Origin of the sequence: Cupriavidus basilensis, assembly GCF_000832305.1 — a bacterium.
GTDB classification, from domain to species: Bacteria; Pseudomonadota; Gammaproteobacteria; order Burkholderiales; family Burkholderiaceae; genus Cupriavidus; species Cupriavidus basilensis_F.
This window is the reverse complement of the sequence record NZ_CP010537.1, coordinates 2,027,169-2,039,942: the sequence shown is the minus strand read 5'-3', so window position 1 is coordinate 2,039,942 and position 12,774 is coordinate 2,027,169. Positions and strand designations below refer to the sequence as shown.

General features: G+C 56.6%; 11 protein-coding genes. 4 read left to right on the top strand and 7 right to left on the bottom strand.

Features of this window, described 5'->3' with window-relative positions:
- The first annotated feature begins 27 nt into the window (after window positions 1-27).
- Together RR42_RS29730 and RR42_RS37965 are read left to right on the top strand one after the other, a co-directional pair.
- Complete coding sequence (locus RR42_RS29730) at window positions 28-270, top strand: excisionase family DNA-binding protein (protein WP_043355281.1); 243 nt, start codon at window positions 28-30, stop codon at window positions 268-270.
- A 143-nt stretch (window positions 271-413) separates the two neighbouring features.
- On the top strand, window positions 414-839 hold the full coding sequence (locus RR42_RS37965) for a putative phosphothreonine lyase domain-containg protein (RefSeq protein WP_052495065.1): 426 nt from the start codon (window positions 414-416) through the stop codon (window positions 837-839).
- A 957-nt stretch (window positions 840-1,796) separates the two neighbouring features.
- Here the strand turns inward: RR42_RS37965 and RR42_RS38990 are convergent.
- The 4 genes from RR42_RS38990 to RR42_RS29710 all read right to left on the bottom strand — a co-directional run bounded on the left by RR42_RS38990 (window position 1,797) and on the right by RR42_RS29710 (window position 7,303).
- Entirely contained in the window at window positions 1,797-2,492 is a 696-nt protein-coding gene (locus RR42_RS38990; protein WP_082055154.1) for a response regulator transcription factor, read from the bottom strand.
- 112 nt (window positions 2,493-2,604) lie between these two features.
- Entirely contained in the window at window positions 2,605-4,035 is a 1,431-nt protein-coding gene (locus tag RR42_RS29720; RefSeq protein WP_043355278.1) for an NAD-dependent succinate-semialdehyde dehydrogenase, read from the bottom strand.
- Between the two features lie 151 nt (window positions 4,036-4,186).
- The gene (locus RR42_RS29715; protein ID WP_172966118.1) at window positions 4,187-5,524 is read right to left on the bottom strand and encodes an MFS transporter; all 1,338 of its coding nucleotides are present in this window, start codon (window positions 5,522-5,524) and stop codon (window positions 4,187-4,189) included.
- A 99-nt stretch (window positions 5,525-5,623) separates the two neighbouring features.
- On the bottom strand, window positions 5,624-7,303 hold the full coding sequence (locus tag RR42_RS29710) for a GMC family oxidoreductase (RefSeq protein ID WP_082055153.1): 1,680 nt from the start codon (window positions 7,301-7,303) through the stop codon (window positions 5,624-5,626).
- A gap of 198 nt (window positions 7,304-7,501) precedes the next feature.
- On the opposite strand from RR42_RS29710, the gene RR42_RS29705 reads away from it, so the two are divergent.
- Window positions 7,502-8,416 carry a GntR family transcriptional regulator gene (locus RR42_RS29705; protein WP_124684269.1) on the top strand — a complete coding sequence of 305 codons (915 nt, stop codon included), beginning with the start codon at window positions 7,502-7,504 and terminating at the stop codon, window positions 8,414-8,416.
- A gap of 169 nt (window positions 8,417-8,585) precedes the next feature.
- Here RR42_RS29705 and RR42_RS29700 read toward each other — a convergent pair whose 3' ends face one another.
- Window positions 8,586-9,179, bottom strand: a complete 594-nt coding sequence (locus RR42_RS29700) for a thiamine pyrophosphate-dependent enzyme (protein ID WP_043355275.1) — start codon at window positions 9,177-9,179, stop codon at window positions 8,586-8,588.
- Window positions 9,180-9,190: 11 nt separating this feature from the next.
- Window positions 9,191-9,763 carry a thiamine pyrophosphate-binding protein gene (locus RR42_RS29695; RefSeq protein WP_052495062.1) on the bottom strand — a complete coding sequence of 191 codons (573 nt, stop codon included), beginning with the start codon at window positions 9,761-9,763 and terminating at the stop codon, window positions 9,191-9,193.
- Window positions 9,764-10,140: 377 nt separating this feature from the next.
- Here RR42_RS29695 and RR42_RS29690 point away from each other — a divergent pair, with 377 nt between their 5' ends.
- Window positions 10,141-10,920, top strand: coding sequence for an IclR family transcriptional regulator (locus RR42_RS29690; RefSeq protein WP_043355272.1), 780 nt, complete (start codon window positions 10,141-10,143; stop codon window positions 10,918-10,920).
- A 38-nt stretch (window positions 10,921-10,958) separates the two neighbouring features.
- On the opposite strand, the gene RR42_RS29685 is transcribed toward RR42_RS29690, so the two are convergent.
- Window positions 10,959-12,689 carry a ClcB-like voltage-gated chloride channel protein gene (locus tag RR42_RS29685; protein WP_043358183.1) on the bottom strand — a complete coding sequence of 577 codons (1,731 nt, stop codon included), beginning with the start codon at window positions 12,687-12,689 and terminating at the stop codon, window positions 10,959-10,961.
- Window positions 12,690-12,774: the final 85 nt, after the last annotated feature.

Below are 12,774 nucleotides of genomic sequence, written 5' to 3'. Positions count from 1 at the left end.
GGTTGCTTTGAGAAAGGGTGACCCAAAATGTCGACGAACGCGAAGATTCCACCGCCGCCTGACGCCGACGATTTCATGTCCACCGCCGAAGCCGCGAAGCTGCTATTCGTTTCCCGTCCACATGTCGTGAAGCTGCTCAAGCAAGGCAAACTCAAGCTTCACCATAAAACTCGGAACAACCAGTTTCTAACGAAGGCATCAGTGCTAGCTTATCAGGCGCATCAGGATGCTGCGGTAAAAGCCTACAAAGCTTCGGCAGCTGACGAATAAGCTGAATCTAATAAAGCGTAGTGGTGTCTGAATCGCAAGATGATAATGTTCAGGTGGGCGGGCGATAAATATGGAGGCCGTACGATAGTCGGTTCAGGCAACTGCCGCCGCGATGGAGTAGCGCCGGACGCGAGGAGGCTTCGATGAAGGAAGGAATCGGTGTGGAAGAACGATTGTTCAGAAAATCGGACAAGCCGTCTGAGGACATGAGTTGCAACTGGCACTACAAGAAGTCCCCGCGCTACAACGACTTCGCATCTACCGATGCATCTGGGAAATGGTGCATCTTTGTGAGCCCCGCCGACGTGGACCAAGAATGGAACAAAATCAGCGGCGCTATCGAGAGCAACCAGTTAATGTGCGCCAAGGTATCCACCGCTCTGCGCAGCATTGGTCGCGATGGGCACGTCATCTGTGTCTACACGCGAGACTGGGCAGATAGGCAGGACCTCATGCGCGCACGCGAAGTGCTGCAGTCGCTGGGCTTCGTGAAAGAACTCGGCTACAAGCGTGACATTGATACACGGAACAGGATTTACGGCTCTGGTGAGTGGTACCTACGTGTATAGCCAGCCGTTGCAATCTAGTTCGAGAACCGATGTGTCCCATATGGAAGGTGAGAAGCGGTGTCGAAGCTTGTTGTTGTGGAAGTCGGCGCCGGCAGAGCGTTACCGACGGTACGACGCTTCAGCGAACGGTTCTCGTCGCAGAGGCTCATTCGAATCAACCTTCGGGAACCGAGCACGAAACCGTCGCATGGAGTCGGTTTAGAGGGCGCCGCCGCTGCGACGCTCAAAATGCTTGACGCTCAGTTGTGAGTCTTCGTAAATCACATTCAACCGCGTAGTGCGGCCACACCTTGGCAACTCGGTTCGGGCTCCGCCGAGCGAACTCGCGCGCAGGGCGACGACATGCGAGGCGTGTCGGATGGTCACACCGACCCGGCAGCTGCCACAGTTAGAGAGAGCGAGATGACAGACCGACATGTGCCTGATGATTTTCCGAGGCAACCGGACCCCGGTTCTGTAACCGGGGTTCAACCAAAACTTCTCGTTCGCGAAGTCGACGGACGCTATCAAAGCAGTCTCACTGAAGAACAACGGTGGGTACGCTATGACGCGTGCGAGGACCTTGCTAGTCAGCTAGCCGCGTACGCATCGCGAAAGATTACTACCTCCGGTCTGTCGTCAGACGTGGCGTTGACTCGCGCCGAGAGAGGCGTGAGATTGAAGGTCGACGCTGGCGAATGGGACTTCTCCCAACGTGAGGTGGCTTGGGTCATGAAGCGCACGCGGCAACTGCTACAGGGTGCGACCGATGACTAGCGAACGCGCCGAGAAAACAAGCACAGCATCTCGCCCGAAAGCGCGCGCTCGGTCAGTCGGTGACATACGCCACCCATATTTCTGCCGGCTCCAGGTGGACTCGTATCAACGCTCGAAGGCGTGTGTGAAGTCAAGTCATGCCGACGAACTTGAACATAAGAATCATCGTGCCGTGACAACGCCGTCTCTCTGGTCTCTCACTCACGTAGCGCGAGGGCTGAAAGGAGTTGGTCGCCCGTGTTGAAGACAGTAGCCCAAGCCTTTTTCTGTCGTAATTGCGGCGCCACTGGTCTTAAGTTTTCGGCGCAATCGATGGACATAGACTTCGATGGCATTTGTGGTTACGTCCTCTCCATGTCGGGAAAGTTCAGACGCGAGTTGGTCCTTTGTTACCACGCGACCGGCCCGCGTGGCGAATATTTCGAGAACCTCTATCTCTCGCGACGTCAAATCCAAAATCTGTCGACGGACCGTCGCTGTACGGCCGATGAGGTCGAACGATAGATTGCCGACCGTCACCTCTTCGGCCGGACACCTTGCTCCTCGCCTGATTAACGCACGAACACGTGCAAGCAACTCCGGGATTGAGAACGGCTTTGCCATGAAGGCGTCTGCGCCGCGGTCCAGTGCGTCGACTCTACGCTCGATAGTATCGACCACGCTGAGGGCGAGCACGGGCAGCTTTGACTCGCGACAGCGCAGTCTTGACAAAACCTGTGCTCCGCTTATGCCTTCGACATCCAAGTCCAGTATGAGCAGGTCGAAGGATTTGGCTCGCAACGCAGTGTCAGCGAGATTTCCGGTAGCGACTCTGTCGACCGCGTAGCCCGACAGCCGAAGTGCTTCTCGCACGACTTCTGCAATTTCATTGTCGCCGTCGGTAATCAGAACTCGCATAGAGACCCTTCGAACCTACTTAAGGCTACCCCTGGATGAAGGCGCAGCCCCCTTCGAACCTGCGCGTTTTAAGGCCGTCGAAATGCTCGCGCGACCGTGTTCAGCATGACATTCAGACTTGAGTGACAAACTTCGTGGTGAGATACCCGTCGAAAGTCTCAGTGCCACCTTCGCTACCCATCCCACTGTCTTTGATTCCACCAAACGGAGTTTCAGGCAGTGCCATGCCAGCGTGATTAATATTCACCATGCCCGCTTCAAGCTCAGTCGCGAGTCGATGTGCCGACCGGGTGCGCTCCGTGAATGCAAACGCCGCGAGTCCAAAAGGCAAACTGTTGGCCCGTGCGATTGCTTCATCCAATGTATCGAACTTCGCAAGCGGCGCGATAGGCCCAAATGGCTCCTTCTGCATGAGGTCGGCTGTGTCGTCGAGATTGTCCACCAAGGTTGGCGCAAAAAAGCTGCCGCCAAGCTCGGGGGCGAACCCGCCCGTTAGAACGTTCCCACCTCGCGCTTTCGCATCAGCAACGAACCGCTCCATTTCCTTGACTCGTCGAGCGTGAGCAAGCGGTCCCATCGTGGTTGAAGAGTCGATGCCAGGACCCAACCTGGCGGTTTCGAACGCCTCAATCATCTGGTCTCGAAACTTTGTATAGATGCCCGACTGAACGAAGAGTCGCGTAGGTGCGACACACACCTGGCCCGCGTTGCGCAGTTTCATCCGCATTGTCACTTGTACCGCCGAATCCACGTCCGCATCGTCACAGACAATCACTGGGGCATGCCCACCAAGCTCCATGGTTGCCCGCTTCATATGATGCCCAGCGAGCGCTGCTAGCTTTTTGCCCACATCGACGGAGCCAGTAAATGAGACCTTCCGGACCAACGGATGTTGAATGAGAAAGTCCGATACCTCGTGTGGAACACCCCAAACGATGTTCAGGACACCGGGCGGCAATCCAGCGTCGTGAAAAAGTTTCGCCAGCGCCACAATTGCACTGGGAGAATCTTCCGGCCCTTTGAGAACGATGGCGCACCCTGCACCAATAGCAGCTGTGATTTTTCTTATCGCCTGATTGAATGGGAAGTTCCATGGCGTGAACGCGACGCAAACTCCCACAGGCTCGCGCACGACTATCTGCCGGACGGCTGTGTCTCGCGGAGGAATGACACGTCCATAGATGCGGCGGCATTCTTCCGCGTGCCAATCTGCGTGGTCAGCACATGTGACCACTTCGGCGCGGGCTTCCGCAAGAGGTTTGCCTTGGTCCAAGGTAATGGCTTGCGCAATATCGTCAGCACGTTCCCGAGCAAGCGATGCTGCACGACGCAATATTTCTGAGCGTTGGAGTGGCGAGCTTTTCCGCCATTTCAGGAAAGCCGATTGGGATGTAGCTACGGCATGCGCTAGGTCTGCAATCGTTGCGTGAGGCAAACGTCCCAACACCTCACGTGTGGCCGGATTGGTGACGTCTTCTGATTTACGCTGTCCACCGACGCCAATAAATTCACCATTGATGTAAAGAAATAGCTCGGGATACACAGATGCTCCTGGAGAGTAACGCCGTTTTTGAAATGAGCCTGCCGATACGGTCGCTCACGCGAACGACGAGGACATCGGCCGGAAAGCCGTGTCCTCGCCTTCGTGGCTCGTGGGGATTTGCGGAGGAGCAGACTTGATAACCGGGCGACGACTACGAAAGCTGACGACGGCGGTTCACTCCATCCTCCGTTTGATGCTCGAGGTTTGACCGTACCGCTCGGCGGCCGATGATGAATGCGCACAATGACGACATAACACCTGAACCCGCGACGTAGGCACAAACGAGCCAAGGGCTTCCGCCCGCGAGGGTCACAAGTACCGTCGCAATGATTGGAGTGAGACCGCCAGCCGTGACGCTCGAAAACTGATAAACGAACGAGATGCCTGTGTACCGCACCTTGGCGTCAAACAACTCGCACAGGAAGACCGCGACAGTGCCATAGACTGCAGCGTAGAAGACACCGTAGGGAATCGCGATGGCGGCCCACAGCAACATTGTGTTACCCGCCGCATGCGTGAACACCCAGAACGCTGGATAGACCGATGCTGCAGTGATGAGCGCAGCGAAAGCGTAGAGACGCGGACGGCCCACAAAGTCCGAGATACGTCCGAAAATTGGGATAAATATGGTCAGAACAACGCCGCCAATCATCACCCCAATGAGCGCTTCATTCCGGCTGATACCGATATGACTCGTCAGATAGCTGATGGTGAAGACGCTGAAGATGTTGAAGAACACCCCATCGATGTGTCGCGCACCCAGACCAAGCAGCATGTTGCCCGGGAAACGCTTGCACATATCCAGGAACGGTACCTTCGTCTCGCTGTGGCTGCTCTTGACCTTCGCGAACTCGGGCGTTTCCATCACGTTGAGCCGAATCCAAAGACCAAACATCACGAAGATAAAAGACAGTCCAAACGCGAGTCGCCAGCCCCACGCCATAAACTGAGCGTCGGTCAACAGCGCGGACAGCGAGGCGATAATGGCAGCGGACAGTAGCACACCAACTGAAAGTCCAATCTGCGGCAGGCTCGCATAGAACCCTTTGCTTTCACGAGGAGCGTATTCATACGCCATGAGGACCGCGCCACCCCATTCACCACCGAGTCCAATCCCTTGGATGACCCGGAAAAGAAGAAGAAGACCGGGGGCCCAATAACCAATCATGTTGTAGGTTGGTACAAGCCCGATTGCGACGGTCGAGAGCCCCATAATCATCAAAGTGATGACCAGCATGCTCTTGCGCCCGACTTTGTCACCGAAGTGACCGAAGACTATCCCGCCGAACGGCCGAGCAACGAATCCGACGGCGAACGTTGCGTAAGCGAGAAGTGTCGATGTCGCAGCATCCCCAGGAGGGAAATACAACTTGTTGATGACGAGGCTTGCGACGACTCCGTAAAGGAAAAAGTCGTACCATTCTATGATGGCGCCGATGACGCTCGCAGCTGCAACGCGCCGCAGGGCTTTCTTGTCCGTGCTCATGATGTCTCCACTTCATGAAAATGTTGTCGCGCATCGATGTACGCGTTCTGCTCGGTGAAGCGTCGCCGTTGCGACGCTTTGTCTACAAGTTGGCAAGGCTCGTCAGCTGTGCTGCGCCTCCTGTTTGCTGAGCCCTACAATCTTCTCGGACCCAATCACGTGTGAAGTTTCGACTCGCCGGCGGTCGCCCTTCAGAATCATGTCGGCCGCTTTTTCGGCAATCATCACCGTGGGGATATTTGTGTTCCCAGATATGAGAGTCGGCATGATTGAGCAGTCAATGACACGCAGGCCTTCGACACCCCTAACGCGCAATTCACCGTCAACCACCGCCATAGGGTCGTCGGCCGAGCCCATTTTTGCCGTGCCGGACGGATGGAAAATCGTTGTCCCGTATTCCCGGCAGAACTGCAGGATTTCATCGTCCGTGCGTACGTTCGGGCCAGGTCGATATTCGCGCTTCATATACGCCGCCATCGGTTCTGTCGCCGCGACCTTGCGCGCGAACTTCACGCCGGCGACCGTCGTGCGTCGGTCGGTTTCAGTCGAGAGGTAGTTGCACTGAATACGCGGTGGCTCCAACGCCTCGAGGGAGCGAATCCGCACGAAGCCGCGAGATTCTGGGCGAAGCTGGCAAATCGAGTATGTGCAACCGGGGAAGTCGTGAACTTCTCCCGCCGTGCTATCCGCGGACAAAGCTGCGAAGTGAAACTGAATATCGGGAGTCGCGTTCTCGTCTGGCAACGCGCGGCAAAACATTCCGCCATGATTAATGCCGACCGCCAGAGGGCCACTGCGGCGCAAAAGCCATTGCAGCCCCATCTTCGCGCGACCGGTCAAGCTACGAACCGCATCATTGGTGGTAATCGGTTTGGTCACTTCGTACATCAATCGAACCTGCAGGTGGTCCTGGAGATTTTCGCCCACACCTGGTGAGACATGCACAGGCTTGATGCCGAACTCAGAGAGCAAAGCTGCAGGGCCAACGCCCGAAAGTTGCAATAGCTGTGGGGACTGGATGGCACCGGCACAGAGCAGGACTTCGCGCGTCGCTTTGACCTCGAGAGTTCGACCGTCTCGCACGTACCGAACGCCTGTGGCCCGTTTCCCCTCGAACAACACCTTGGTTGCTTGTGCAAGAGTCTCGATATGGAGGTTGGCTCGGCTCTTCGCCGGCTTCAGATACCCGACCGCGGTCGAGCAGCGGAAGCCGTTCTTTGTGCTGACCTGGAAATAACCTACTCCCTCTTGACGGCCATCATTGAAATCATTCGTGCGGGGTACGCCCAGGCGTTCAGACGCTCCAATGAAAGCGTCGACCAGTTCATGCTCCGGTGGAACGCTAGTCGCATGCATCGGGCCGCTATCGCCGCGGGTTGCTGACGCGCCTAGGTCGTTGGTCTCGAGCTTGCGAAAGTACGGTAGCACGTCGTCCCAACCCCAGCCGGGGTTGCCGAGGTCACGCCATTCGTCGTAGTCACGCTTTTGGCCGCGGATGTAGATAAGGCCGTTAATCGAACTGCTTCCGCCAAGTGTTCGGCCACGCGGTTGATAGATTTTGCGATTCGCGAGTTCCGGTTCAGGCTCGGTGTAGAAACGCCAGTTGTATTTCGGGTGTTGCATCGTCTTCGCATATCCGATGGGAATGTGAATCCACGGATACCGGTCTTTCGGGCCGGCTTCGAGAAGGCAAACGGTATATTTTCCGCTTTCGCTCAGGCGATTTGCGAGAACTGAACCGGCCGAGCCAGCGCCGACGATGACGTAGTCGAATGTTTGCATGCTGCCGTGTCTCCTGATTTCTATCGCGCTTTGGGGAGCGCCTTGCATTTGCAACTTGTATGCAGATGTCTTACCATATTGATACAACGGCACTTTTGGCGGTGCAAGCGAAAACGCGGTTGACTCTGGAATCTGAGCCTGAAGCCGCATTTTTGAACTGAAAAAGCACGCCGTTTGACCCTCTCGGAACGGACCCTGATGCAAGGAAACCCTGAAAAGCGCGGCGCATCGCGTCGACGTTTGACCCCACTTCCCCCGGCGCCGGAAACGACGGAGGATGACAACACAGCGGTTGCTGAAAAGCAGTCTGGAACTGTGGCGGGCGAGTCTCTTCTAAATCGGGAAAGTCCAACGGCGCTGTATATGCAGATTGCCGACCTGTTGCGCTCGGACATCGACTCAGGTTCCTTCGCGACTGACAGCAAGCTACCCGGGGAGAATGAGCTCACTCACCGTTTCGGAGTGAGTCGCGTGACGGTTCGCCAGGCCATTGCCCAGTTGCTGGCTGAGGGGTACGTCGTTAGCAAGCAGGGCAAAGGCACTTTCGTGTCGCGGCAAAAGTTCTTGCACGACCTGAAGCCGATGCGAGGGTTTTACGACGCACTCATCGCGCAAGGTGTGGAGCCGAAAACGAAGCTGCTTGAATTTGGGCCTGCATCTGCTTCAGAAAGCTTACGTCAGGCGTTTGGCGCAACCGATGCCGATTGCTTCCAGCTGCGACGCCTGTATCTGGTTGATGACGAACCCATTGCGCTTGTTGTGTCGACGCTGCCGCCGGAGGCTAGCGGATTAACTTGGGAGCAGGTGAACCGCACCCCCATTTATGGATTGTTGGAAAGCGTCTTGAAGCTAACCGTGACGAGAGCAGAGGTTCGAATTCGCGCTCGCTCTGCGGGCGCCTCAGTCGGCCAACTCCTGGGACTTTCTGCGAAGGCTGCCCTTCTCGTCATGGAGCGCGAGTCTTTCGGCAGCGATGGTGCTTTGCGCGAACGTACTTCGTTCTACATTCGCCCGGAAAATTACGAGTTTTCGCTGAGCGTTCAAGGTCCTTTGCCCGTGGCCTCGTCAATCAAGAACGTGAACGGCGCCGCATCCCGCGCAACAGAGAAATAAAGATGTGCGAAGTCGAGTCTTTCCTCAGAGGAAAGGCTCGACGGTCCATCGTGAGCGCAGGACTGGACTTGTTATTGGTTGGTCATCGCATCTTCGAAGACGCGCTCTCAGGCTCTCTCCAATCCCTTTCTCTTTCATCGCATTGCGGCACCGCTTACGCAATCAAAAATCAGACGAGGTGACTACGAATGCGGCGCAATTCATCGCCCATGCGGGTGAATCGCGCGTCGGTCATCTCCACGGAGGGCTTGGTGGTGCCAAGCGTGGGTGCTTCCTTTGTTACAACCAATTCCACGAAGGCCGGTGCCGGTCCACTCAAAATCGAGTGAAGCTTGCGTTCGAGGTCTTCCAGGTCGCAGATGCGTTGCGACGTCTTATAGCCTGCCGAACGGGCAAGGCCTACGAAGTCCACAGTCTCGGCGCCTGGCGTGTCCAGATTCCCTAAGCCGGAAAACTGAGTGCTGTTGTTGAACAGGAAGTGGACATACTTTCCCGGCGCAGCTTGCGCTACCGTCACCAATCCTCCCAACTCCATGAGAAGGCTGGCGTCTCCGTCGAGGACGAACACGGGACGTTTCGGCTGCGCCAAGGCAAGTCCCAGCCCCAAGGACGCCGCCCCGCCCATCAGGGGAACGCACGCGACGTTCAGCGGGTCGGTGGAAATCTTGTCCAGAGCGTTCATCGCACCCATTGTGCAAACGACGATGGCATCGCCACGGACCTTCTGAATTACTTCGCACGCTTCTGCAGTAGACATGTTCATGATTGGCTCCTTCAAACTGACTGCTTTACCTTGTCGGCATCGTTGGATTGCGCGAATCCCATGAAGTGACCCGCGATAAGTACAGCTGGTCCCTTGCGTTCCCGGGATGCGGCCCAAGCGGCCGCGATATGTCTTTCGTCCCCCGGCGCCTCGAGTCGCCAGTACGGAATATCGAGTGTTTCCAGCAAGGGCTCGAGCATTCGCACCATCAGACGACGGGATTCCCGTGGGTCCTTCCCAAGATTCGCGAACTCGCGTCCGAACTGGCCGACCACAAAAAGCATCGGAATCTTCGAGTCGAGGCCAAGCGCTCGAACACTGTTGATTGCTGCATAGAAGCCCTGGTTTTGCACGAGAATCGCGACACTGCGCCCGCCCGCGTACAGACCCGCGGCCACTTCGACCGCCTGGTCTTCGGTCGTTGTGGGCACTACGCGGATACCATTGTTCTGGTCCTCGAGCGCCTGATGAAGAGCAATCTGCAACATGTCCGGAACCGTCGTGACGAAGTCGATTCCGCACTTATGGAATTCGCCAATCACCTTGGCCGCGCTGACAGAGTGTTGAGTGAAATCGTTGTCCATACTGACCTCATTGCGCTGGCGCGCGTTACATGCCCGCATGCAGGATGGCGAGCGAATAGTTTTTGCGGCGGCTTGGGGCCGAAGCAACGCTGCCGTTCACAGTGACGGAAGCGTCGGAACGCAGCCTTGAACGGATAGAAAGCAGGAGTTGGTGCCACATCACGAAGATGGGCCGGAAGGTACACATTGGGGGTGTCTCCATCGTCGGTCGCTACCCAAGACGCACTGATTCTCGGGTTTACGACTTGTATCTAAATGTCTTATCATCTTGATACAATGCGAAGCAGACGACCGCAAGCAGAAACACGAGATTTGTCGGAATTTGAGACTAAAAATGCTTCTTCGAACAAGAAAGCACGATGCCCCCAGGGAGACGAATGACCACCTCCGATATGCTCCAAGAGCACAAGATGCTCAGGCTACTCAGCCTTCTCGAGCGGGTTTCTGCCTCGAATCAACCGGTCACAATTGCGCAGATAGCGATGCGACTGGATATTCCGAAGGCCAGCGCAGCGCGGCTCGTGGACCTGTTGATTTCTAGTCGGTATCTGGCACGGATGCCGGACACAAGAGGACTCATACCCGGCCCGCGTACCGTCCAACTTGCCGCGTCAACCCTCAGCAACAGTTCGTTCCGACGCGAATGCCGGGCAGTGCTTCGTGGGTTGGTCTCGCGCCTTGGCGAAACATGTAATCTCTCAGCTTTCGATGGTGATTGCGTGCTGTACCTCGAGCGCGTCGAAACGTCGGAGCCGTTGAGGATGCATCTGGAGCTTGGCTCCAGACACCCGCTTCACTGCACCGCAGGCGGAAAATTATTCTTGTCGCAGCTCCCGCCCGTTGAGCGCGCTGCACTTCTGGACCGGCTCACGCTTAGCCCGCGCACGCCACACACCATCACCAACAGAGCGAAGTTGGACGATGAACTCACGCGTCTTGCTGAGAAGGGAATCTCCACCGACAGGGAGGAATTCATCATCGGCATGGTCGGTGTAGCTGTGCCTGTAATTACGGGTTCTTCGCGCAATGCCATTGCGCTCGTATGTCACGCGGCTGCCCCCAGAAGCAGTCTGGAGGAGTTGCTTTTGAAACTGCCAGTTTTGAAGGAGGCAGCACTGCAGTTTAAGGCCCTGTTCGACGCGCAGACCGTGGATTGATGCTCGTGCCGGCACGCGTGCCCGTCTTTTGCGTGTCGTCAGGAAGGACTCATTCGGCCATACGCGTCCAGCAACGACGTCTTGTACACGACCCCGAGAATCGATGAACTGTTGGAGGTCGGGTCGATAACCGGAAGGCGTTCCCCACGAAACTTGAGGAACAATTGCAAGGCTTGGCCCAACGTCATATCTGGGGTAAGGACGTGAAACTCCGGTAAGAGGAAGTCCGACGCAGTTCTACGCCGTGGAATCCGAGGAGCCGCCAAATCAGAAGCGACGTCGTCCAATGCGACTACACCACAGAACTGCTGACGTTCGTCGACGACGTAGAGATACTTCACGGGATGTTCCGCAAACATACGAGTCATCGCCTCGACCGATGCGTTGAGCGGGACGATAGTGTCTGCGGGCCTGACCAACTCCCGCATTCTCATAGCAGCGAGTTTCGACCGGTCTTTCAACTCACGATTGCGCCGTACCGTCACTTCGTACATTGCACTGTGCTCGGCGTTGCGAGCCACGAAGTATGCGATGACACAGGAAAGCATTAGCGGCAGGACTACCTGATATGAGAGGGTCATCTCGAAAATCATGAGAATTGCCATCAAAGGCGCATTGGTGGCCGCTGTCAGGAAAGCGCCCATGCCGACGATTGCGTAGGCGTAGGGCTCGGCGCTCGCCTGTGGCCATATGTTCTGAACACCAATTCCGTAGATACATCCGATGACTGCCCCGACAAATAGCGTTGGCGTGAAAACGCCTCCAACTGCACCTGTCCCAGCTGTTGCGAGCGTTGCGATGATTTTTAAGACCAGCACAACGAGCAGCGCGGTCCACGTCCACGGCTGATGCAGCAGCGAGTTCACAACCTCGTAACCATTGCCCCACACCTCTGGCGCCCAAACGGAGACAATGCCTACTATTAAGCCTCCTAATGCGAGCTTCATCGGAAGAAAAAGTGGCAGCTTGCCAAATCCCTTCTTGGAAATCGCGAGCAGTTGAAGAAATCGAGGGGCCAGAATTCCGCAAAGTAGGCCGAGGACAACAAATGGGAGGACCTCCATCCCGGTGACCGTAGGAAACGACGGCATCTCATAGGGAGGTCTGTAACCAGCGAATTCACGCATGGTAATGTTGGCGACGACTGACGAAACTACGATGGGACCGAACCATTCCATCGCCATCGAACCGAGGACCAACTCAGTGACGAAGAACGCGCCAGCAATTGGTGCGTTGTACGCCGATGTGATGCCTGCTGCCGCACCGCACGCGACGAGCACGCGCAGGCGAGCCGGGTCGAAACGAAACAGCCGGCCGACAACCGAAGAGCACAGGGCCGCGAGTTGAACCATTGAGCCCTCTCGACCGATTGAGCCGCCGCTGGCAATTGAAAAAAGCGACGAAATAGTCCGCCAGATGCTTTGCCACACGGGCACTACACCGCCTCCAACGGTGACAGCTTCCATATAGTCAGCACCCGAGCCTGAGGAACCCCGACGCGCGAGAAGCAAGCACCCGCCAGCTATCAGGCCTCCCACCGTCGGCACAGCAATCCGAACAGGCCACGGCAAAGCCTTCGCAAACTCAACAAAATTCCCGGGCTCCCCCCCAATCGTTCGCTGCAGCAAATCTATACCTTCTCGAAATGCAGCCATCGCGTAGGCGCCAACAATTCCCACGACAACGGCCCAAAGAAGCATTGCGTGCGTGTCGGGTTGGCGCACGGCCTTCCACAAGAAGGTCCGGAGCAGGCAAGAGGCATTTTTCATAGCTAGCTGCGACAGTACGGTCCCCGAGGCTGACCGGTCGATGCGCAGTCGGCATCGAAACTCGTGGGGCAAAGAAGTGGCTCGG